The 20,720-nt window shown below is 72.8% G+C and carries 18 protein-coding genes; 11 read left to right on the top strand and 7 right to left on the bottom strand.

The window, feature by feature from the left end; all coding sequences use genetic code 11:
- Window positions 1-10: 10 nt before the first annotated feature.
- The 3 genes from LUU90_RS08185 to LUU90_RS08175 form a co-directional block, all read right to left on the bottom strand.
- Window positions 11-877, bottom strand: a complete 867-nt coding sequence (locus LUU90_RS08185; protein WP_275002874.1) for a DUF3097 domain-containing protein — start codon at window positions 875-877, stop codon at window positions 11-13.
- A gap of 107 nt (window positions 878-984) precedes the next feature.
- The gene (locus LUU90_RS08180; RefSeq protein WP_275002873.1) at window positions 985-3,858 is read right to left on the bottom strand and encodes a helix-turn-helix transcriptional regulator; all 2,874 of its coding nucleotides are present in this window, start codon (window positions 3,856-3,858) and stop codon (window positions 985-987) included.
- Window positions 3,859-3,945: 87 nt separating this feature from the next.
- On the bottom strand, window positions 3,946-4,143 hold the full coding sequence (locus LUU90_RS08175; RefSeq protein WP_275002872.1) for a hypothetical protein: 198 nt from the start codon (window positions 4,141-4,143) through the stop codon (window positions 3,946-3,948).
- Window positions 4,144-4,504: 361 nt separating this feature from the next.
- Here LUU90_RS08175 and hrcA point away from each other — a divergent pair, with 361 nt between their 5' ends.
- Genes hrcA through LUU90_RS08160 form a run of 3 tightly spaced genes read left to right on the top strand, consistent with a single transcriptional unit; the run spans window position 4,505 to window position 7,463 of the window.
- A complete protein-coding gene (gene hrcA / locus LUU90_RS08170) occupies window positions 4,505-5,524 on the top strand; it encodes a heat-inducible transcriptional repressor HrcA (RefSeq protein WP_275002871.1) in 1,020 nt (339 codons plus the stop codon).
- 39 nt (window positions 5,525-5,563) lie between these two features.
- Entirely contained in the window at window positions 5,564-6,685 is a 1,122-nt protein-coding gene (dnaJ, locus tag LUU90_RS08165; protein WP_275002870.1) for a molecular chaperone DnaJ, read from the top strand.
- A 10-nt stretch (window positions 6,686-6,695) separates the two neighbouring features.
- Window positions 6,696-7,463 carry a 16S rRNA (uracil(1498)-N(3))-methyltransferase gene (locus tag LUU90_RS08160; protein ID WP_275002869.1) on the top strand — a complete coding sequence of 256 codons (768 nt, stop codon included), beginning with the start codon at window positions 6,696-6,698 and terminating at the stop codon, window positions 7,461-7,463.
- Between the two features lie 124 nt (window positions 7,464-7,587).
- On the opposite strand, the gene LUU90_RS08155 is transcribed toward LUU90_RS08160, so the two are convergent.
- Together LUU90_RS08155 and LUU90_RS08150 are read right to left on the bottom strand one after the other, a co-directional pair.
- A complete protein-coding gene (locus LUU90_RS08155) occupies window positions 7,588-8,430 on the bottom strand; it encodes an OmpA family protein (RefSeq protein ID WP_275002868.1) in 843 nt (280 codons plus the stop codon).
- The gene (locus tag LUU90_RS08150) at window positions 8,427-10,124 is read right to left on the bottom strand and encodes a helix-hairpin-helix domain-containing protein (protein WP_275002867.1); all 1,698 of its coding nucleotides are present in this window, start codon (window positions 10,122-10,124) and stop codon (window positions 8,427-8,429) included. The genes LUU90_RS08155 and LUU90_RS08150 overlap by 4 nt, the downstream gene beginning before the upstream one ends.
- A 247-nt stretch (window positions 10,125-10,371) precedes the next feature.
- Here LUU90_RS08150 and LUU90_RS08145 point away from each other — a divergent pair, with 247 nt between their 5' ends.
- The 5 genes from LUU90_RS08145 (at window position 10,372) to era (ending at window position 14,729) form a co-directional block, all read left to right on the top strand.
- The gene (locus LUU90_RS08145) at window positions 10,372-10,722 is read left to right on the top strand and encodes a histidine triad nucleotide-binding protein (protein WP_275002866.1); all 351 of its coding nucleotides are present in this window, start codon (window positions 10,372-10,374) and stop codon (window positions 10,720-10,722) included.
- A 125-nt stretch (window positions 10,723-10,847) separates the two neighbouring features.
- Window positions 10,848-11,912 carry a PhoH family protein gene (locus LUU90_RS08140; RefSeq protein ID WP_275002865.1) on the top strand — a complete coding sequence of 355 codons (1,065 nt, stop codon included), beginning with the start codon at window positions 10,848-10,850 and terminating at the stop codon, window positions 11,910-11,912.
- On the top strand, window positions 11,909-12,361 hold the full coding sequence (gene ybeY / locus LUU90_RS08135; protein ID WP_275002864.1) for an rRNA maturation RNase YbeY: 453 nt from the start codon (window positions 11,909-11,911) through the stop codon (window positions 12,359-12,361). Before LUU90_RS08140 ends, ybeY begins: the two co-directional genes overlap by 4 nt.
- Before the next feature lie 5 nt (window positions 12,362-12,366).
- Complete coding sequence (locus LUU90_RS08130; RefSeq protein WP_275002863.1) at window positions 12,367-13,764, top strand: hemolysin family protein; 1,398 nt, start codon at window positions 12,367-12,369, stop codon at window positions 13,762-13,764.
- Window positions 13,761-14,729 (top strand): GTPase Era, encoded by a 969-nt coding sequence (gene era, locus LUU90_RS08125; RefSeq protein ID WP_275002862.1) that lies wholly within the window; start codon window positions 13,761-13,763, stop codon window positions 14,727-14,729. Before LUU90_RS08130 ends, era begins: the two co-directional genes overlap by 4 nt.
- 90 nt (window positions 14,730-14,819) lie before the next feature.
- Here era and LUU90_RS08120 read toward each other — a convergent pair whose 3' ends face one another.
- Window positions 14,820-15,467, bottom strand: a complete 648-nt coding sequence (locus tag LUU90_RS08120) for an FMN-dependent NADH-azoreductase (protein WP_275002861.1) — start codon at window positions 15,465-15,467, stop codon at window positions 14,820-14,822.
- Between the two features lie 79 nt (window positions 15,468-15,546).
- Between LUU90_RS08120 and LUU90_RS08115 the strand changes: the two genes are divergently transcribed.
- Together LUU90_RS08115 and LUU90_RS08110 are read left to right on the top strand one after the other, a co-directional pair.
- The gene (locus LUU90_RS08115) at window positions 15,547-15,888 is read left to right on the top strand and encodes a winged helix-turn-helix transcriptional regulator (RefSeq protein ID WP_275002860.1); all 342 of its coding nucleotides are present in this window, start codon (window positions 15,547-15,549) and stop codon (window positions 15,886-15,888) included.
- 38 nt (window positions 15,889-15,926) lie between these two features.
- Window positions 15,927-17,492 carry an alpha/beta hydrolase family protein gene (locus LUU90_RS08110; RefSeq protein WP_275002859.1) on the top strand — a complete coding sequence of 522 codons (1,566 nt, stop codon included), beginning with the start codon at window positions 15,927-15,929 and terminating at the stop codon, window positions 17,490-17,492.
- On the opposite strand, the gene LUU90_RS08105 is transcribed toward LUU90_RS08110, so the two are convergent.
- Entirely contained in the window at window positions 17,474-18,256 is a 783-nt protein-coding gene (locus LUU90_RS08105; protein WP_275002858.1) for a 4'-phosphopantetheinyl transferase family protein, read from the bottom strand. The two genes, LUU90_RS08110 and LUU90_RS08105, sit on opposite strands and share 19 nt — an antisense overlap.
- A 219-nt stretch (window positions 18,257-18,475) precedes the next feature.
- On the opposite strand from LUU90_RS08105, the gene LUU90_RS08100 reads away from it, so the two are divergent.
- Window positions 18,476-20,596 carry a hypothetical protein gene (locus LUU90_RS08100; RefSeq protein WP_275002856.1) on the top strand — a complete coding sequence of 707 codons (2,121 nt, stop codon included), beginning with the start codon at window positions 18,476-18,478 and terminating at the stop codon, window positions 20,594-20,596.
- The last annotated feature ends 124 nt before the right edge of the window (window positions 20,597-20,720 follow it).

Genomic DNA, 20,720 nt, shown 5'->3' with positions numbered 1-20,720 from the left:
AGGCTGGACCTTACGACGTGGTCACGAAATCGATAAGTTCTTCCACCCGGCCCAGCAGCGTGGGGTCAAGGTCGCGGAAATCGCGCACGGAGCGGAGGATCCGCTGCCAGCCACGGGCGACGTCGGCCTGCGTCTCGGCAGGCCAGCCCAGGGAACGCAGGATGCCGAGCTTCCACTCGGTACCCCGGTCGATGACCGGCCAGCGGTCCAGCCCGAGCCGTTCGGCACGCACCGCCTGCCACACGTCGACGTAGGGGTGGCCGAGCACCAGCACGGTGCCCTTCGGGACGTGACGCAGGGCCTCGTCGGTCAGCCGCTGCTCCTTCGAGCCGGGGACCAGGTGGTCCACCAGCACCCCGACGCGGCGGTCGGCGTCGGGCCCGAACTCGGCGAGGCGTTCGGCGAGGTGATCGACACCGTCGAGCATCTCGACCACCACACCCTCGATGCGCAGGTCGTCGCCCCAGACCTTCTCGACGAGCTCGGCGTCGTGCTTGCCCTCCACCCAGATGCGGCTGCCCCGCGCCACGCGGGCCCTGGCACCGTGCACGGCCACCGACCCGGAGGCGGTCCGCGTCGGCTGGGCGGGCGCGCGGCTCAGGACGGGCGCGGTGAGCACCACGGGCTTGCCCTCCACCCAGAAGCCCGGGCCGAGGGGGAAGGTGCGGGTGCGACCGCGGCGGTCCTCCAGGACGACGACGTGCATGCCGCCCGACTTCTCGACCCGCACGACGGCACCGACCCAGCCGGTCTCGACCTCCTCGACCACCAGCCCTGGCTCGGCGGGCATGGGTTGCGACGTCGGCCGGCTCCGCCCTCGCTGCGCGCCAGGGAACGCGGGGGACAGCACGTCAGGTCCATACCGTTCGTCGAACACGCCGTGAGCCTATTCCGCCATCCCGTTGAGTGCTGGGTATCTGTGCTTTCGGAGTGTCTGAACGCGCAGATACCCAGCACTCAACGGGGCGGTAGGCGGTGGAGGGGTCAGCGGGAGGCGCGCAGGGCCGCCTCCGTACGGGTCGAGACACCCAGCTTGCGCAGGATCGCCGAGACGTGCACGGACGCGGTCTTGGCCGAGATGAACAGCCGCTCGGCGATCTGCCCGTTGGTCAGGCCCTCGGCGACGAGCGCGAGCACCTGCCGCTCGCGCGGGGTCAGGGCGTCCGGCCCGCTGCCCGACGGCGCCGGCGCGTCGGCCAGTCCCGCCCGGTCGATGAGCCCCTGAGCCCGCTGCACCACCAGCCCTGCCCCGATCTTCTCCGCCTCCGCGACCGCCGCCCCGAGCGTCGACCTCGCCCCGGCCCGGTCACCCGCCTCCAGCAGCCGCCCGCCCTCGCGGTACAGCGCGTAGGGCCGCAGGTAAGTAGGGCCGGGGCCGGGCTGGTCGGCGACCGCCGTCCACGGGCCCGTGCCCAGCTCCGCCTCGAACAGGGCCGACCACACGGGGAACGTCGGCCAGTGGGAGCACTCGGCCAGCGCCGCGCGGTAGGCGGCGTCGTCGACGTCCTGTCCGGCGGCGCGCAGCCGGGCGATCGCCTGGGCGGCCACGGCGAGCTGCGGCAGGTCGTACGCCGGGAGGCGCCGGCGGTCGGGGGCGATCACCGGAGCCATCCGCTCCAGCGCCTCGGCCGGCTCGTCGCGCTGCAGCGCGAGCTCCGCCTGGGTCACGCTCGTGCGTGACCTGATCTGTTCCTCCAGGCGCCCGAACCGCTCCCAGGCCGCGGCCCTGCGGCGCGCCTCGGCCTGCGCCTGCTCCACCTTGCCCTGCCACAGCATGAGCCACGTCCGGCGCTCGCTCAGGTAGACGGAGTACACGCTGGCGTGGATGGGCGGGACCGTCCGCTCGTACCAGGCGGCGGCCTCGGCCCAGTCGCCGCGGCCGACCCACGCGTCCGCAAGGTTTCCCTCGACCATGATCCGAGACCCCTCGGACGAGCCGTACCGGCGTGCCGCGACCATCCCCTCCTCGGCAATCTGCGCCGCCCCGGCCCAGTCGCCCACGAGGAGCCGGACGTCCGACCCGTTGATGTAGTAGCGGCTCAGCCCCTGCCAGGACTCGCCTGCTGCCTCCCTCGCGGTGTCGATCTCCGCGTAGCCACCGGCGTCGCCGAGCTGGACGCGGGACACGCCCCGCAGGTTCAGGGCGACGGACACGACCTCGGCATCACCGATCGCGGTCCCGACGTCGTGGGCGGCCGTCGCGGCGCCGATCGCCTCATGTGGCCGGCCGTCGAGCATGGCGTGGCGCGCCCGCAGCATCAGCAGCTGGCCGCGCACGGCGTCGTCCCTGCCGGGTTCGACGAGCGCGAGAGCGCGGTCGATGAGCTCCGGCCCCTCCGCCGAGCCGGCCTTGCCCGCGGTGAGCGCGGTGTCGGAGAGCATGCCGGCGAGCCCCGCCGGGTCGTCGTCGGGCCACTCGGCGATCGCCTCGTGGGCCACGGCGAGGGCGCGGGTGGTCCGGGTGGATCCGCGCAGGGACTCCGCGACGGTGCGGAGCAGCTCGTGATGCGTCACGCCGGCGACGGCCTCGGCGTCGGGCACCTGTTCCCAGAGCTCCAGGGCGCGCTCGCCCAGGGTGACCGCGGTGGACGACGCCGCACCCTCCACGGCTGCCTGGTGCCCCTCGACCGCCGCCGCGAGCGCCGCGTCGAGCATGCCGGCACGCCACCAGTGGTCGGCGATGCGGGAGAGCTTCGCGACCGAGCGGCCGCGCCGGACGAGCGCCTGCTCCAGCGCCCGGGCGTGCGCGGCGTGCAGGCGGCGGCGTTCGCCGGGCAGCAGCTCGGCGTACACGGCCTCCTGGACCAGGGCGTGCCGGAACGTGTAGCCGACGTCGGTAGCGACCAGGACCTGGGCCTCGACCGCCTCGCGCGCGGTCTCCTCGGGGTCGGGGCCGACGCCGGTGGTGCCACGCCGTCCTGAGCTTGTCGAAGGGTCGGCCAGGACGTCGTCGAGCACGTCGTGCCAGACGCGCGGTCCCGCCGCGGCGACCACCCGGCACAGTGCCTGCGCCTGCCGGCTCAGGTTCCAGTAGCGCAGCAGGAGGATGTCGCGCAGGGAGTCGGGCAGGTCGGTGCCGAGGAAGCCGACGAGCTCCTCGATGTAGAAGGGGACGCCCTCGCTGCGGTCCGCCAGGTCGGCGAGCGCGCCGGGGTCGACGGCGGGGTCGTGGTCGTCGACGACGCCGGAGGGCGAGCCGAGCAGGTCCTGGGCCATCTGCCGGACCTCGTCGGCGCCGAGGCGGGCCGGGTGGAGGCGCGTGGTGAGCCGGGGCCGGTCGAGCTCGGCCATGACGGTGCGGAGGGGGTGCGCGCGTCCGACGTCGTCGCTGCGGTAGGTGAGCAGGAGGAGCAGGCCGGCGGGTGCGGTGCGGGCCAGCCGGAGGGCGACGGCGCGGGTGACGTCGTCGGACCAGTGCAGGTCCTCGATGACCACGACGAGGGGGTGCCGGCTCGCGAGCCCGGCGATCAGGTCGGTGAGGACCTCGGGGATGCGGTCGGCGTCGACGTCGGACTCCGGCGCGAAGAGGTGGGGCGCCACCGCGGACAGGGCGCCGGCGGCGGGCCCGGCCGCGTCGACGGCGGCGTCGCGGCCGACCGCCTGGACGATGCCGTGCAGCAGGCCGGTGAGGGCGGCGTGGGGGACGGGGCCGGACCCGGAGTCGGCACACTGCCCGACGACGACCGTCGTGTCCTCGGCGCGTGCGACGAGCTCGTCGAGGAGGCGGGTCTTGCCGATCCCGGCCTCGCCGGCGATCACGATGGTGCGGTTGCCGCCCGTGCGGACGCCGTCGAGGGCGGTCCTGAGCTCACCGAGCTCGGAGGCTCGACCCACCAGGCGGGCGCGGGGAACCGGCATGGGCACATCGTCCCATGCCGGTTCTGTCGCGGATCCGCTGGTCATCATCACTGTTCATGGGTGTCCGGCTCCGGTGCGCGCCGTGCGTCAGGCGACGCGGTGGCGGGCTGTGCCGGCGCTCCTGGTCCGGCCGGCGCGCTCGGTGCCGCGGTCGGTGCCTCGACGCTCGGCCGCCTGCCGACGTGCGGTGTCCTTCTGCTCACGGGCCACCCGGGACTGCTCCGCGCGGCGGTCGATCTCCTGCTCGTTCCTGCGGTACTCGGCGTAGTCGGTGAAACCGAACATGTTGTTGCCTCCTGGTCGTCGCCGGCCCCTCGCCTGCGATGACTCAAGGTTCGTCCGTGAGGTGTTCCCGGCGGATCGGGCGGTCGCCGCATCTTTCGGGCCGGGTTTCCTGGGGTGCCCGGCGGTCCCTAAGGCATTGCCGTAGTCAGCCGCTCGCGAACGTGGCGTACGCCTCCGTCACCCGCGTGACCTGCGCATCTGACGGGTCAGGGACCCTTCGGTGGGGACCGGCGGCGGGTCGGGGACTTGGTCCCTGGCGTGTGCCGCGTAGGATTGGCACTCGGATGGCGAGAGTGCTGGAGAGCGGGCCGGAACCCGGGTGCAGGTCCCGGACGTTCTACCTGGGACGGAGGTGAGCGCGGTGAGTGAGGAACGCAGGCTGGATGTCTTGCGAGCGATCGTGGAGGACTATGTCCGGACGCGGGAGCCCGTGGGGTCCCGCATACTCACCGAGAGGCACAAGCTCGGAGTGTCACCGGCGACGGTGCGCAACGACATGGCGGCCCTCGAGGAGGCCGGGCTCATCGCCCAGCCGCACACCTCCGCCGGACGTATCCCCACGGACAAGGGTTACCGCCTGTTCGTGGACCAGCTCGCCGAGGTGCGGCCACTGACCGTGCCCCAGAAGCGCGCCATCGAGACCTTCCTGTCCGAGGCGGTCGACCTGGACGACGTCGTCGCCCGTGCCGGGCGGCTCATCGCCCAGCTGACGGGCCAGGTCGCCGTCGTGCAGTATCCGTCGCTGCGCCGTTCCGGGCTGCGGCACCTGGAGCTCGTGCCCACCGCCGAGGGGCGGCTGCTCGTCGTCGTCATCACCGACACGGGGCGGGTGGAGCAGCGCTTCCTCGACGTACCCGTCGGGATGGACGACGGGACGCTGGGCGAGCTGCGCGCCCGTTTCAACGCCGCGGCCGCGGGTCACCGGCTCACCGAGATCGGCAACGCCTTCGCGCGGGTCACCGAGGCGATGCCGGACGAGCACCGGGCCCTGGCCACGGCAGTCGCCGAGGTCGTGACGGCAGCGCTCGCCGAGGAGAGCGAGGAACGCATCGTGCTGACCGGCCAGGCCAACCTGGCGCGGTCGAGCATGCGGTTCGAACAGGGCCTGCGCCCCGTGCTCGAGGCGCTCGAGGAGCAGGTGGTCCTGCTCGGTCTCCTCACCGACATGACCGACGACGCCGGGGTGGCCGTGAGCATCGGCCACGAGAACCGGCTGGCAGGCCTCTCGGAGACCTCCGTCGTGACGTCCGGCTACGGCTCGTCCGACGGTGACACCGTCGCGATCCTGAGCTCGATCGGCCCCACCCGTATGGACTATCCGGGCACCATCGCCGCGGTGCGCGCGGTCGCGCGCTACCTGTCGCGAGTCCTGCCCAGCTGACAACCCACTTTCCACAAACCTCCTCACAAAGAGAGACCTGTGACCGACTACTACGAGATTCTCGGTGTTCCGCGCGACGCCTCGCCCGAGCAGATCAAGAAGGCATACCGCAAGCTGGCCCGTGAGCTGCACCCCGACGTGGCCGGCGACGTGGGCGAGGACCGGTTCAAGGACGTCGCGCGCGCCTATGAGGTGCTGTCCAACCCGGACAAGCGCCAGCAGTACGACATGGGCGTGGACCCGACCGCGCCGGGTGGCGGCGCGGGCGGCGGGTTCGGGGCCGGGTTCGGCTTCCAGGACATCTTCGAGACCTTCTTCGGTGGCGGACAGCCGGCCGGCCCGGTGCCTCGCGCCCGGCGCGGCAACGACGCGCTCGTGCGGCTCGACCTCGAGCTCGCCGAGGCGGTCTTCGGCGCCAAGCGTGAGATCCAGGTCGACACGGCGGTGGTCTGCAACACCTGTGGTGGCGACGGCGCGCGGCCGGGTACCCACGCGCGTACCTGCGACGTCTGCCACGGGCGCGGCTCCGTGCAGCGCGTGGCCCGGTCGTTCCTCGGCCAGGTCATGACGAACCAGCCGTGCTCCGCCTGCGGCGGCTTCGGCACCGTGATCCCCGAGCCCTGCACCGACTGCTCCGGCGAGGGCCGCGTGCGCTCGCGTCGCACCGTCTCGGTGAACGTGCCCGCGGGTGTCGACACCGGCACGCGCATCAAGCTGTCCGCACAGGGCGAGGTGGGCCCCGGTGGTGGTCCCGCCGGCGACCTGTACGTCGAGATCCGGGAGCGCGCCCACGACACGTTCGTGCGGCGCGGTGACGAGCTGCACTGCACCCTCCAGGTGCCGATGACGGCGGCCGCCCTCGGCACCGTCCTCGAGCTCGACACGCTGGACGGTCTCCAGGAGATCGACCTGCGCCCCGGCACGCAGCCCGGCCAGGTCATGACCCTCAAGGGCCTGGGCGTGGGGCACCTGCACTCGACCGGGCGCGGTGACCTCAACGTGCACATCGAGGTCCAGGTGCCGACGGCGCTGGACGAGGAGCAGACGGCCCTCCTGCAGCAGCTCGCGGTCCTGCGCGGCGAGGAGCGCCCCGAGTCGCGGCTCGCCTCGGTGCACGGCGGCGTGTTCTCGCGCTTGCGCGACAAGCTCAGCGGGCGTTGACCGCCCACCCATGAGCGCGCCGGTCTTTCTCGCGGAGGCGTCAACCGCCCATCCGCTGTCGGAGTACGCCACGGGCTCGGTCTACGTGCTCGACGGCGCGGAGGGCCGGCACGCCGGCGTGGTCCAGCGGCGCGGTCCGGGCGAACGCCTGGACGTGGTCGACGGCGCCGGGGTGCGTCTGCGGACGGTCGTCGAGTCCGTGGACGGCGCGGAGGTGCACCTCCGGGTCGAGGAAGTGGTCGTCGAGCCGGTGCCCGCCGTCGTCGTGACGCTCGTCCAGGCCCTCGCCAAGGGCGACCGCGACGAGATGGCCATCGAGGCCGCGACCGAGGTCGGCGCGGACGCGATCATCCCCTGGCAGGCGGAACGATCCGTCGTCGTCTGGCGCGGGGACCGGGCCGCGAAGTCGCGGGCGCGCTGGGTCAGCACCGTGCGGGCAGCGACGAAGCAGGCCCGCCGCTGCCGCCTGCCCGACGTCGAGGTGCCGCTGAGCACCAAGCAGCTCGCCGCCCGGACCCGCGACGTGGTCGCCGCGGGCGGGACGGTCGCCGTGCTCCACGAGGAGGCGACGGCAGGGATCGCGACGGTGCCGCTGCCCGACGCCGGCGAGGTGCTCGTCGTCGTCGGACCGGAGGGCGGGATCTCCGAGGCCGAGGTCGCCCTGCTGGCCGAGGCCGGCGCGGTCACCGCCCGGCTCGGGCCGCACGTGCTGCGGACGTCCACGGCGGGCCCGGTCGCGATAGCCCACCTGAGCGAGCGCCTGGGCCGCTGGACCTGACGCGACTCTCGCTGGCCGAGTCCTTCGCCGGCCGAGAGCTTGTCGAGACCCCCGCACCGACAGGTGTCGGCGGGAGGCCTCGACAAGCTCGACCAGCCGGGGTCGAGGTCGACCCGCGGGGGCGTCAGTTCTCGACGATGAACTCCACGCGGCGGTTCTTCTCCAGGTCCGCGAAGGTCCTCGGCACGACCAGCGGGTCCGACTCGCCGTAACCCTTCGCCGTCAGCCGGTCCTTCTCGACGCCGAGCTCCACCAGCCGGTCGAGCACCACGTCGGCCCGGCGCTCGCTGAGCCGCCGGTTGTCCGACCGGGTCCCGCGCGAGTCGGTGTGCCCCTCGATGCGGACCTCGACCTCCGGGTGCTCCCCGAGCACCTCGGCGGCCTCCCGCACGACCTTGCGGCCGTCCTTGGTCAGGCGCGCGCTGTCCGTGACGAACGTGATGTTCGGGATCTCGACCAGGTCGTCCTGGGCCTTCTCCCGCTCCTCGCGCGTCGGGTTGCGCACCGGCCCGTCGCCCTCGGCCTCCTGGCCGTCCGCGTCCGCGTCCTCGTCATCCGACGGCGAGGGCGACGGAGACGGTGACGGAGATGGCGACGGCGAGGCGCTCGCCGCGACGTCGTCCCCGCCGGAGCCAGCGTCCTCGGCGGTGTCGGTCCCCGTTCCGCCCGCGTCCGCCGACGCCGGGCCGTCCGGCCCGAACGCCGCCGCGGTACGGACGCCCTCCACACCGCTCACGACGTCGGACGCCGTCAGGGCCTCCGCGTCGGTCGGTGCGGTCACGTCGGCGTCCCGGCCGGTGACCTCGACGGTCACGCCGTCGAGGCCGGCCGTGGCGAGCGCGCTCTCCGCGCGCACGGTCAGGTCCGCCTCGATCCGCTCGCGGAAGCCCGTGTCCTGGACGCCCGACAGCGCGCCCAGACCGAGGACCGCGACGATCACCGGGGGGAGAACCGACCTCAGGTTCATGCCTTCGCCTCGGAGCCGGTGGCCTCGGTGTCACCACCGGCCGCCGCCCTCGCCTCGTCCGCGGCGATGGCCGCGGCCTTGGCGTCGGTGCCCTCGATCTCGTCGACGTCGGTGTAGTCGACGTCCTTCTTGAACTTCGCCGCGCGGTCCTGGCCGCCGACCAGGTAGTCCTGGAACTCCTGAAGGCCTGTCTCGTCGCCGTCCGCGAGGTACTGCGCCTGGTGGGCCCAGTTGGCGGCGGCGGGCGCGAACTTGATGCCGCCGGTGGTGAGTGCCGCACGCAGCTCGGACTCGGTCGCCGCCGCGATCTTGGCGTACGTCGTGTACCCGGCGGCCTGGAGCGCTGCCTCGATCTTGGGGCCGATGCCCTCGATGCGGCGCAGGTCCTGCGGCTCGGGCTCCGGCTCAGGCTCCGGCTCCGGGTCGGCAGCAGGCTCAGCGGCTCCGGCCGCCGCGGTCTCCGCCTCGTCCTGGGCGATCGCCTCGGCCTTGGCGTCCGCGTCGGCGATCTCGTCGACGTCGGCGTAGTCGACCTTCTCGCTGAACTTGGCGCGCCGTTCCTGGCCGCCCACGAGGTAGTCCTGGTACTCGCGCAGGCCGTCCTCGTCGCCGTCCACCAGGTACTGGGCCTGGTCGGCCCAGTTCTTGGCGGCAGGCGCGAACTTGATGCCCGCCGAGGCCAGCGCCGTGCGCAGCTCGTCCTCGGACGCGCCCGCGACCTTGGCGTACGTCGTGTACCCGGCGGCCTGGAGCGCGGTCTCGATCTTGGGGCCGATGCCCTCGATGCGCTGCAGGTCCTGCGGCTCGGGCTCGGGCTCGGGCTCGGGTTCCGGCTCAGCGGCGGCCACGGCTGCGGCCTCCGCCTCGTCCTGGGCGATGGCGGCGGCCCGGGCGTCGGCGTCGGCGATCTCGTCGACGTCGGCGTAGTCCACCTTGTCGTTGAACTTGGCGCGCCGCTCCTGCCCGCCGACCAGGTAGTCCTGATACTCGTCCAGGCCCTTCGTGTCGCTGTCCACCAGGTACTGCGCCTGGTCGGCCCAGCTGGCCGCGGCCGGCGCGAACTTGATGCCCTGGCTCGCGACGGCCTGACGCAGCTCGTCCTCGCTCGCGGCGGCGATGGAGGCGTACGTCGGGTAGCCGGCGGCCACCAGCGCGGTGGCGATCTTCGGGCCGATGCCCTCGATCCGCTGCAGGTCGTCGGGCTGCGTGGTCGCACCCTCGGCGGCCTTGCGCGCGACGGCCTCGGCCTCGGCGACGACGTCGGCCTCGGTCACGACGTCGGGCGTGGTGACGACGTCGGGCGTGGCCGCCTCGGCGTCTCCGGTACCGGCCTCGTCGTCCGGGCCGGCATCCGGCGCACCGTCCGCGACGGACGGGACCGTGGCGGCGGCGGACGCCGAGGTGTCCGGCGTCGCGGTGCCGGCCGTCGCCTCGGCGTCGGTGGAGGCGACCGCGAGGGCGGGAACGGGCTCGGCGTCGGCCCTGTCCTCCTCGGTGGTGGCCTCGGTGCCCGCGGCCACGGCCTCGGTGCTCGTCGCCGTAACGGCGACCTCAGCCGTGCTCGCAGCCTCCGCCGAGAGCTTGTCCGTGGCGCGGCGGCCCCAGACGAGCCAGCCGATCCAGATGCCGATCGCGAGGCCGATCAGGGCCGCGATGATGATGAATGCGAGCGATTGGGTGATGAACCAACCCACGCGAACCTCCAGGTGACTACTGCTGTGTGTGGTGTGAGGGTGACGACGGGACCTGCGAGGAGGGCGGCGACAAAAAGGTGTCGCAGCACGCCAATCTCCATCGAATGCCGCAAACTCTCCCACATCCCCTTCACCTGGGCATTTCCATCCGTGTAACGGTACGGAAAATCATCGCGACGTCCCGCTCCCTCCGCCGTCCGCGGCCCCCGGGAGTCGTCGGCCGACCCCCGCCGGTAGCCTGCAGAGCATGACGAGCACCGACAGCCCTGACTGCCTCTTCTGCAAGATCGTGGCGGGGGACATCCCCGCCGACGTCGTGGCGTCGTCGGACACGGCGATCGCGTTCCGGGACATCGCACCCAAGGCGCCCGTGCACGTGCTCGTCGTGCCGAAGGAGCACTACCCGGACGTGTCGGCGTTCGCGGCGACGGACGCCGAGGGCCTGGCGGGCGTCATCGGGCTCGCCGACGGCGTCGCGAGCGAGCTCGCCGACGGCCAGTACCGCCTCATCTTCAACACCGGGCCCAAGGCCGGACAGACGGTCTTCCACGTGCACGCGCACCTGCTCGCGGGCGGCGAGCTCCCGGGCTTCGCCTGACGAGTCGGACACGTGCGCGCAGGAAGCGCGGGAAAGGCCGTGGCGTCGCCCCCGCCGGTCGATAGGATGGGGACCATCGTCATCCCTACCGCACAAAGGAGCGGATCGGCCCCGCGGGCCGGCTCATGACAACTTCGCCCAGCACACAGTCCCAGACCCGGATCGAGCACAAGATCGTCGTTCCGGCCCACATCCCGACGGTCGCGCTCCTCGGGAGCCGGGACTCGGTGCTGCGGGCCGTCGAAGAGGGCTTCCCCGGCGTCGACGTCCATGCCCGTGGCAACGAGATCGCCGTGAACGGACCGGCGGGCGACGTGGCCCTGGTCACACAGCTGCTCGACGAGCTGATCGAGGTCGTCGAGGCGGGCACCCAGCTCACCCCCGAGGTCGTGAAGCGCTCGGTGGCGATGCTGAGCGCCGCGTCGGCGTCACGTCCGGCCGAGGTCCTCACCTTCAACATCCTGTCCAGCCGGGGCCGCACCATCCGGCCCAAGACTGTCGGGCAGAAGGCCTACGTGGACGCGATCGACACCAACACGATCACGTTCGGCATCGGACCGGCCGGCACCGGCAAGACCTACCTCGCCATGGCCAAGGCCGTCCAGGCGCTGCAGGCCAAGCAGGTCAACCGCATCATCCTCACCCGCCCCGCCGTCGAGGCGGGGGAGCGGCTCGGGTTCCTGCCCGGCACGCTGTCCGAGAAGATCGACCCGTACCTGCGTCCGCTGTACGACGCGCTGCACGACATGGTCGACCCCGAGCAGGTGCCCAAGCTGATCGAGGCGGGCACCATCGAGGTCGCGCCCCTCGCGTACATGCGCGGCCGCTCGCTGAACGACTCCTTCATCGTCCTGGACGAGGCGCAGAACACCTCGACCGAGCAGATGAAGATGTTCCTGACGCGTCTCGGCTTCGGCTCCAAGATGGTGATCACCGGCGACGCGACGCAGGTCGACCTGCCCGGCGGCACGACGTCGGGCCTGCGCGTGGTCGAGGACATCCTGCTGGGCGTGGACGACGTCGAGTTCTGCCGCCTGACGTCGTCCGACGTCGTGCGGCACCGGCTCGTGAGCGACATCATCGACGCGTACGCACGGTGGGACGTCCTCACCGACGACCGCCGTCCGGGCCGTCAGCCGCAGGACTTCCGTCAGGGCGGAAACCAGGGGAGCAAGAGGCAGCGCCGGTGAGCATCGAGGTCAACAACGAGTCCGGGTTCGAGGTCGACGAGGCGGAGTTCGCCGCGCTCGGCCGCTTCGTCCTGGACGCCATGCGGGTGCACCCGCAGTCGGAGCTGTCGATCATCTTCGTCGACACAGGCGTCATGACGGACCTGCACGTGCAGTGGATGGACGAACCCGGCCCCACCGACGTCCTCTCCTTCCCGATGGACGAGCTGCGCCCCGGGCGTGACGGCGACGTCACCCCGCCCGGGACGCTCGGTGACATCGTGCTGTGCCCGGAGGTGGCCGTCACCCAGGCCAAGGCCGCCGGCCACTCCACCACCGAGGAGCTCCTGCTCCTGACGACGCACGGCATCCTGCACCTGCTCGGGTACGACCACGCCGAACCCGAGGAGGAGAAGGAGATGTTCACGCTCCAGCGCAAGCTTCTCCTGACCTTCCTCGCGACTCGGTGACCGGCGTGATCGCTCTGCTCCTCACCCTGGTCATGCTCGTCGGCCTCTCGCTGGCAGGCATGCTCTCGGCCGGCGAGGCCGCCCTCCTGCGGGTCACCCGTGCCTCCCTCACGGAGGCGCTCGCGGAGGCCGAGCTCGGGCAGTCGCCCGACCCGGACCGTGCCTCCCGCATCCGGCGGGCCCAGGCGCTCGTCGTGGACCCGACGGCGATCGTCGCCTCCTTCGCGCTCGTGCGGGTCATGTCGGAGGTCGTCGCCATCGCGGCCGGGACCCTGCTCGTGCAGCAGACGATCCCGGGCGAGGGCGTGCCCGACGAGCTCCCCGTGATGCTCGTCGCGCTCGTCGTGGGCGTCGTCATTGGCGTGCTCTTCGTGCGGGTGTCGCCGCGCGCGCTCGGCTTCCGCAAGCCGGTGTCCGTGCTGCTCGCGCTGGTGGGCCCGCTGACGGCGGTCTCCCGCGCGGTCGCGTGGCTGACCAGGTTCTCGGTGCCGCGCTACGACCCGTCGCCGCCCACGGAGGCCGAGCTGCGCGACATCGCCGACCGGGTCGGGGAGAGCCTGTCGGAGAGCAGTGCGTTCGAGGAGTCCGACCGCGAGCTCATCCGCTCGGTGATCGAGCTGGGCGGCACCATCACCCGTGAGGTCATGGTGCCCCGCACCGACATGGTGACCGTCACCGCCGACACCTCCCTCGACCGGGTGCTGCGGTTGTTCCTGCGCTCCGGGTTCTCGCGGGTGCCCGTGGTCGGCGAGTCGGTGGACGACGTCGTCGGCGTCGCCTACCTCAAGGACGTCGTGGCCGCGGTGCACTGGCCCGTGGACGACGCCGACAGCGGCGTGCGGGAACCGTCGCAGCGCCCGGCCTCGGACGTGGCGCGCGACGCCGTGTTCGTGCCCGAGTCGAAGCCGATCGACGACCTGCTGCGCGAGATGCAGGCGTCGGCCAGCCACATCGCGCTCGTCGTCGACGAGTACGGTGGCGTCGCCGGGCTGGTGACCATCGAGGACCTCCTCGAGGAGGTGGTCGGTGAGCTCACGGACGAGCACGACACCGTGCCCGTCCAGGAGGTGGAGGATCTCGGTGGCGGCGTGCTCCGCGTCCCGGCCCGCCTCCCGGTGGACGAGCTCGGCGACCTGTTCGACCTGCGCCTGGACGATGACGACGTGGACACCGCCGGCGGCCTGCTCGCCAAGGCGCTGGGCAAGGTGCCGCTCGCGGGCTCGTCCGTCGAGGTGGGCGGCGTCCACCTCGAGGCGGAGCGCGTGGAGGGCCGCCGCAAGCAGATCTCGACGATACTCGTGCACCGCACGGAGCCGGCCGCCGAGCCGGACGACAGCAACGGTGGTCCCGAACAGCACGACCACCGTGATCAGAAGCGTGACCAGAAGGAAGTGACCTCGTGAGCGACCAGCCCGCAGTGCATCAGACCGCCGAACACCGGAGCGGCTTCGCCTGCCTGGTGGGCCGACCCAATGCCGGCAAGTCCACCCTGACGAACGCGCTGGTCGGGCAGAAGGTCGCGATCATGTCGGCACGGCCGCAGACCACGCGGCACACGATCCGCGGCATCGTGCACCGCGAGGACGCCCAGCTCGTGCTGGTGGACACGCCCGGCCTGCACCGGCCGCGGACCCTGCTGGGGGAGCGCCTCAACGACCTGGTGCGGGACACGCTGTCCGAGGTGGATGTCATCGCGTTCTGCCTGCCGGCCGACCAGAAGGTGGGCCCCGGCGACCGCTACATCGCGGCGCAGCTGGCCGAGCTGATGGCGGGGCGCCGGAAGGTGCCCGTCGTCGCCGTCGTGACGAAGGCCGACCTCGTCTCGCGCGACGCCCTCATGCAGCACCTCGTCTCCGTGGACCAGCTCGCGCGGGCGGTGGACCGGGAGTGGGACGACATCGTCCCCGTCTCCGCGAAGGACGGGTATCAGGTCGAGGAGCTCGAGGCGGTGCTCATCTCGCACCTGCCCGAGGGCCCCGACCTGTACCCGGACGGCGAGCTGACCGACGAGCCGGAGGCCGTCATGGTGGCCGAGCTCGTGCGCGAGGCGGCGCTGGAGGGCGTGCGGGACGAGCTGCCGCACTCGCTGGCGGTCGTCGTGGACGAGATGGTTCCGCGCGAGGGAACCGGTGATCCCGAGAAGGGCAGGCCGCCGCTCCTCGACGTGCGGGTCAACCTGTTCGTGGAGCGCGACTCCCAGAAGGCGATCATCATCGGGCGCGGAGGCTCCCGGCTGCGGGCCGTGGGCACCGAGGCGCGCCAGGGGATCGAGAAGCTGCTCGGCCAGCGGATCTACCTCGACCTGCACGTCAAGGTGGCCAAGGACTGGCAGCGCGACCCGAAGCAGCTGCGCAAGCTGGGCTTCTGACGGGTCCCGTCCTGCCCGGACTCTCGGCCAGGCTCCGACCTTAGACCGGCCCCTCAGGCGCCGTATCGGGCATCCGAGGGGCCGGGCCTTCTAGGCGTTGCGCGCCTCCGCCAGTTCGCGCCCGTAGCGGACGGCGGCGGTCTCGGCGTTGCGCTTGAGCTCGGCCGCAGGTTCGGCGAAGGCGTCCAGCGCCGGGTTGACGCCGACGAGGGTGAACGCGCGGTGCACGATGCGCAGGTCGAGGCCCCAGACGTCCTCCAGCACGCGACGCAGCCACGCCGTGGAGTGGTCCCAGCCCTCCCTGGGCGAGCCCTCGGCGTAGTTGCCGCCGAGCACCGTGACCAGAGTGGCGGGCTTGCCGCGCAGTGCTGTGCCCTGCGGGTCGATGCGCGGTTCGGTGTAGGCGAGGTCGAACCACGTCTTGAAGTGCTGCGAGACGCCGTAGTTGTACAGCGGCACGGTGAAGAGGAGGGCGTCGGCGTCGATGAGCTCGTCGGCGAAGGTGCGGGCCAGGGCGGTCGCCTCGCGCTGTGCCTCGGTCCGCTCCTCCTCCGGGGTGAACCCGCCCTGCACGGCTTCCTGCCATGCGGTGGTCGGCACCGGGTCGGCGGCGAGGTCGCGCCGCACCACGGTCGACGTGGGGTGGGCAGCGGTCCACTCCGCCTCGACGAGGTCGCCGAGGGAGCGACTGGCGGAGGAAGCGGGGAGGATGCTTGCGTCCAGACGGAAAAGGGTCACGACAGCTCCGTTCATGTTTTCAGAGCCGCTAAGAAAAACAGAGCGACTAATGCGACCGTAGCACGAGTAGACTGGCGCGATGGCAGCGGACGACCTCCAGGTGCACCAGTGCGATGCGGCGATCACGCTCGCCTTCTCGATCCTCGGCAAGCGCTGGAACGGCATGATCGTGGCCGTCCTCGGCTCCGGACCGCTGTCGTTCGTGGCCCTGCGACGCGCCGTCACCGGTATCAGTGACGCAGTGCTGTCGGACCGGCTCTCAGAGCTGGCCGATGCCGGCCTCGTCACCCGGAGCGTCGATCCCGGACCGCCCGTCGCTGTGGCCTACGCGCTCACGGCCTCCGGTGAGGAGCTGCAGCCGGTGCTGCAGGAGCTCGGCCGCTGGGCCCTGGAGAACATGGCCCACATCGCTCACCGCTGATACGTCGGAACGTCCCTGACCGGGCGTAGCATCCGATGGTGTTCTTCCGAACCGTCGCCACGTCTGCCGCGATCCTCGTCGCCCTGGCCCTGACCGGCGCAGTCGCCGGCCCGGTCTGGGAACCGGAACCCGTGACCACGCACCTGCACCTCGCCACGGAGTCGACGGCGATCGGCGGCGCCCTGCCGGACGGCGGAGCGCCCGGCGACCACGAGGTGCGCGAGACCGAGGTGACGATCCCGCTCGCCGGCGGGATCGAGGTGGGCGGGCTGCTCCGTGAGCCGGCCGACGCCGGCGAGGACCGCCCCGGGATCGTGTTCGTGCACGGCGCGGGCACCGGCAAGGCCGCGGACGCGTTCACGCTGGCTGCCACCGCGCTGGCGAGCGCGGGGATCACGACGCTGGTGCCGGACAAGCGGCTGGACAACTACTCCACGCGGCACCGGGACTACGAGGAGATGGCGCGCGACTACTCCTGGTCGGTGCGCTACCTCCGCGACGTCCCGGGCGTCGACCCGGACGACGTCGGGCTGTACGCGGAGTCGGAGGGCGCGTGGGTGTCACCGGTGATGATGGTCGACGACGCTCGGCTCGCGTTCCAGATCCTGGTCTCCGCCCCCGTGGTGCCGCCACGGCAGCAGGCCGCGTACGCCGTCGACAACTACCTGCGGAACACCGACGTGCCGGCCGGCGTCTTCCGCGCGATCCCGCGCGCCGTGGGGATGAAGCTGCCGGGCGGCGGGTTCGAGTACGCGGACTTCGACGTCCGCCCGTGGCTCGAGCGTCAGGAGGACCCGATCCTCGCGGTGTACGGCACCAACGACGCGTCGATGCCGCTCGAGCAGGGCACGCGGGAGCTCCTCGACGACGCCGACGACGTCACCGTGCGGTTCTACGACCGCGCGAACCACGGCATCAACGTCGAGACGCCCGAGGGGCTGGTGCTGCACCCCGACTTCGCGACGGACGTCGCCGACTGGGTGCTCGGGCTCCCCGCGACAGCCTCCGCCCAGCCCCAGCTCGCGGGCGCCCAGCCCGAGCAGCTCTACCTCACCGCACCGGTGCCGCAGCCGCACTGGTACGGCGACGGCGACTGGTTGGTCGGGGTCGTGATCGCCGCGGGCGCGCTGCTGGTCGTGGGCCCGCTGCTCATCGGTGGTGCGGTGCTGGCGGGCCACCTCGCCGGACGTCGCTCCGGCCGCCCGGGCGCGCGCCTCGGGCTGGGCCTGCGTGCGCCGCTGACCGGGCTGGGCGTCGGCGCCGCGGTCACGACGGTCGCGCTGGTCGCGTATCTCGCGGTCGTCGCGCGGCTCGCCCTGGACTACGAGAAGGACGCGCTGGTGGTGCAGGGCGGCTGGATCGGCGTCCGGCTGCTGGGCATCGCGACCGTCGTCGCGGCGGCGATCCTCCTCAACCGGGTCCGGGACCTGCGGGGCGGCGTGGTGGTCACCGTCGCAACCGGCGCGTCCTCCCGGATCACCATCCTCGAGAACCCCCGCGCCGCGACCGCCGTCGTCTCCACCGGCTTCTGGCTCACGGTGCTCGGGGCCATGGCGCTGCTGGTGACCCTGGCGTACTGGGGCGCCTACCAGCTCGGGATCTGACCGGACAGCTCCAACGCACCGCGTGCGCCCGGGAGCGGGAGGACGACGTCGGGCACCGCGTCCGGAAGGACGAGGTGCCGCACCTGGTCCACGTGCGTGGTCGTCGCCAGCGCCGCGCTGTGGTTCGCCGGCGCCGGCACGTGCGTCAGGTAGGGCCGGGGGTAGGGGAGCCGGACCGAGGGGTCCTGGGTCAGGAGCGTCGGCCGCGGCCCGGTGACGTCGAGGTCGCGCAGCGGGATCGTCAGGCCGTGCCCGGTCAGCTTGGTCGTCGCCTCCTTGCGCGTCCAGTACGCCAGCAGCGCGTCGGCGCGGTCCCGGGCCGGCAGGCGGCGCCAGGAACGCCGCTCCGCGGGAGTGAGCGCCGCGGCGGCCAGGTCGTCCAGGTCGCCCTCCTCCGGGCGCGCGTCGAGATCCGCGCCGACCCGGCCGTCACCGACCACGGCGACCAGCACCCAGGCCCGCGTGTGCGAGACGGAGTAGTCGAGGGACGCACCGGGCACCTGCGGACGCCCGTGCTGTGGGTCGCCGCAGCGCTCGCACGTCCGGTCCACGGTGATCTCGTCGGGAGCGACGCCGAGGTAGCGCGACAGGATCAGCCGCTGAGCGGCGCGTGACGTCAGGTGCACCTCCGTGGCCACCTGGTCGAGTCCCACGAGATGCTCACGATCCGGTACGGTCAGCAGGCGCGTCCAGGCTTCCCGGCGTCGGACCGGAACGAGCCAGACGTCGCAGGTGCGGGGTGCCGGTGCGGCAGCTAAGTCCACTGCGTTCTCCTGTGACCTCGGCGTGCTGTCGGCTGCCGCCGACGGTGGTGTTCTACCCACGTCGAATGTGATGGACGTGCGCAGAAATGCAGGTGTGACCGGACTCGCCGTGGTTCGGCCTGACAGGCTCCGTCCCCAGCGGGTACAAACGTCGGGGACACCGCGCCGCCAGCCACACTTCCCCAGTCTCGACCAGCGGCGTTATCGAGGAGTGAACGGATGATGGACCAGCACGCTTCCGAGCGTGACGAGAGAGAGTCGGCCGACCGCGCGCAGGACGCCAACGGCGCGCCGACCGAACGTCTCGACCACGAGTACGTCGCCACGATCCCGGCCGAGATCGGGTCCGGGCACACGCCCGAGAGCTCCGACGACGTCAGCCCCTTCGCGAACATCGCGGTAGCCGACTACGTGCGGGACGCCATCGCCGCGCTCGCCCTGCTCGTGTCGCTCGCCCTGCCGTGGAACCTGGCCGACCGTGGGTCGGAACGGGTGGAGGTCGTCCTGGCCGTCGCCCTCTCCCTCGCCTCGCTGAGCCTTCCCTACCTCGCGCGCTTCAGCGTGCTGCCCGCGACGTGGACCGTGCACTCCACCCGCCGGGCACGCCTGCTCGCCGGGCTGCCGCTGGCCGTGATCGCGCTGCTGCACCTCATCTTCGACGTCCGCAGCGGTGCGGGCGTCGGCACCGGCCTGGGCCTCGCGCTGGCCGGCGCGGCACTCGCCGCCACCCCGCGCGACAGCGAGCTCGGCCCCATCGACGAGGACGGCGCCGTCGTGCGCGGCTGGCGCCTCGGGCTCGCCGGCGTCGGCGTGCTGATCGTGGCCGGCGCCGTCACCTCCACGGCGCTCGCGGTGTTCTCCGCCGACGCGACGCTCGGCGACCGCCTGCTGGCGCCCGTGTGGCTCGCGCTCGTCGTGGGTCTGGTATGGCTCCTGGTCGGCGGCACCGTGCGGCACGACCGCCCCTCGCGGCTCGTGCTGGTCGCTGCCGGGATCGTGCTCGCCCTGCTCTTCATCTTCACGTCCGGTGACTCGCTGACCGGCCTGGAGTCCATGCGCCCCGGCGTCACGGATCCGAGCCGGTTCGGCCTGGTGCTGCTGCCGCTCGCGGCGGCCATCGCCGGCGCGCCCGCGGTACGCCGCGACCCGCAGGCCGAGGAGGACGTCAGCACCGAGCGGGCCGCGGGGGTGTGGGTACGGGTCGCCATGCGCGCGTTCGACGTCATCGTGCTGCTCGCGGCGTGCAGCGCGCTCGCCGCCCTCGTGCAGCTCATCGACCCCGGCTTCATCGGGTCCGGCGCCGGCGTGACGCTGGTCGTGCGCCTCGTGCTCGGCGTCGTCGTCGCGGGTATCGCCTGGTTCGCTCGCCGCTCCCTGAAGCGTGACCCCGGCACGGGGCACGTGCCCGCGGTCGGCGCCGCGTGCATCGCGGGCGTGCTCGGGATCGTCGTGGTCATCGCGACGTCCGGCGCGAGCCTCGGCGTGAACCTCGGCGACCTCCTGATGGCCCTGGGCCTGCCGGTGGTCGCGGCGTCCGCGCTGATGGTCCCCAAGGCCGTGCGCGAGCACTTCCAGACCGTCGGCATCGGTGGCGACACCGACGTCGACCGCAGCCAGGCCTACCTGTGGGCCCCGCCGCGGCCCAAGGGCGACAAGGCCCCGCCGGCCGCGCTCCCCGAGCAGCCCGTGCGTTCCGCGCCCGAGCTGCGCCGGCCCGCCGAGCCCCGCCGGGTCAGCTCGACGGGTGCCGTGCGCACCGTCGCGGGCGCTGCCGCGGCCCAGCGCGGGGTGGTTCCCGTGCAGGCCGTCGAGCCGGAGTCGGGCGAGGTCCCGCTCAGCTCGATGCGTACCGTCGAGGACATGCCGGCGGCGGGCCCGCCCGCCGGCTCCACGACCGAGACGGCCACGATGCCCCCGGTGCGTTCGGGCGCGACGCCGGTGGCGTCCGCCCAGCCCGTCTCGCCCCAGCCTGTCTCGCCCCAGCCCGTGTCGCCTCAGCCGGCGGCTCACGTCCAGCGGGTGGCCTCCGGCCAGCAGACGGCGCGCATCCAGCCGGTGACCGGTCAGCAGGCCGTCCAGGCCGACGCCGCTGCCGCGTCGTCGGACCACGGCTCCGAGTCGGGCCACACCGCTGTGATGCCGCCCGTGGGCAGCAGGTGGACCCCCGCGGTGGCGCTCGACCCGGCCACCCCGCTCGCGGACCTCGCGAAGATCGTGCAGGAGGCACCGCACCTGCGTCCGCAGGTCGCCGCCAACCCGTCGACCTATCCCGCACTGCTGGACTGGCTGGGCGCCCTCGGCGACCCGCAGGTCGACGCGGCGCTGCGCAGCCGCCGCTGACCGGACACGCTGTCGAACCGACCGCTGGCCGAGCCCGTCGAGACTCCTCGACGCGCTCGGCCAGCGGTCTTCGCGTCGGTCGCCGGGTATCGAGACGCGGCTCGACAAGAGCGACCGTCGCGGT

The sequence above is a fragment of the Promicromonospora iranensis genome (genome assembly GCF_028994775.1).
Classification (GTDB): Bacteria; Actinomycetota; Actinomycetes; order Actinomycetales; family Cellulomonadaceae; genus Promicromonospora; species Promicromonospora iranensis_A.
This window is presented reverse-complemented; position numbering and strand designations above follow the sequence as displayed.

Coding starts and splice junctions, on each gene's coding strand:
- LUU90_RS08180 (WP_275002873.1), bottom strand. CDS start 3,858: ATGCCGGTTCCCCGCGCCCGCCTGGTGGGTCGAGCCTCCGAGCTCGGT.
- LUU90_RS08175 (WP_275002872.1), bottom strand. CDS start 4,143: ATGTTCGGTTTCACCGACTACGCCGAGTACCGCAGGAACGAGCAGGAG.
- LUU90_RS08160 (WP_275002869.1), top strand. CDS start 6,696: ATGAGCGCGCCGGTCTTTCTCGCGGAGGCGTCAACCGCCCATCCGCTG.
- LUU90_RS08155 (WP_275002868.1), bottom strand. CDS start 8,430: ATGAACCTGAGGTCGGTTCTCCCCCCGGTGATCGTCGCGGTCCTCGGT.
- LUU90_RS08145 (WP_275002866.1), top strand. CDS start 10,372: ATGACGAGCACCGACAGCCCTGACTGCCTCTTCTGCAAGATCGTGGCG.
- LUU90_RS08140 (WP_275002865.1), top strand. CDS start 10,848: ATGACAACTTCGCCCAGCACACAGTCCCAGACCCGGATCGAGCACAAG.
- LUU90_RS08115 (WP_275002860.1), top strand. CDS start 15,547: ATGGCAGCGGACGACCTCCAGGTGCACCAGTGCGATGCGGCGATCACG.
- LUU90_RS08100 (WP_275002856.1), top strand. CDS start 18,476: ATGATGGACCAGCACGCTTCCGAGCGTGACGAGAGAGAGTCGGCCGAC.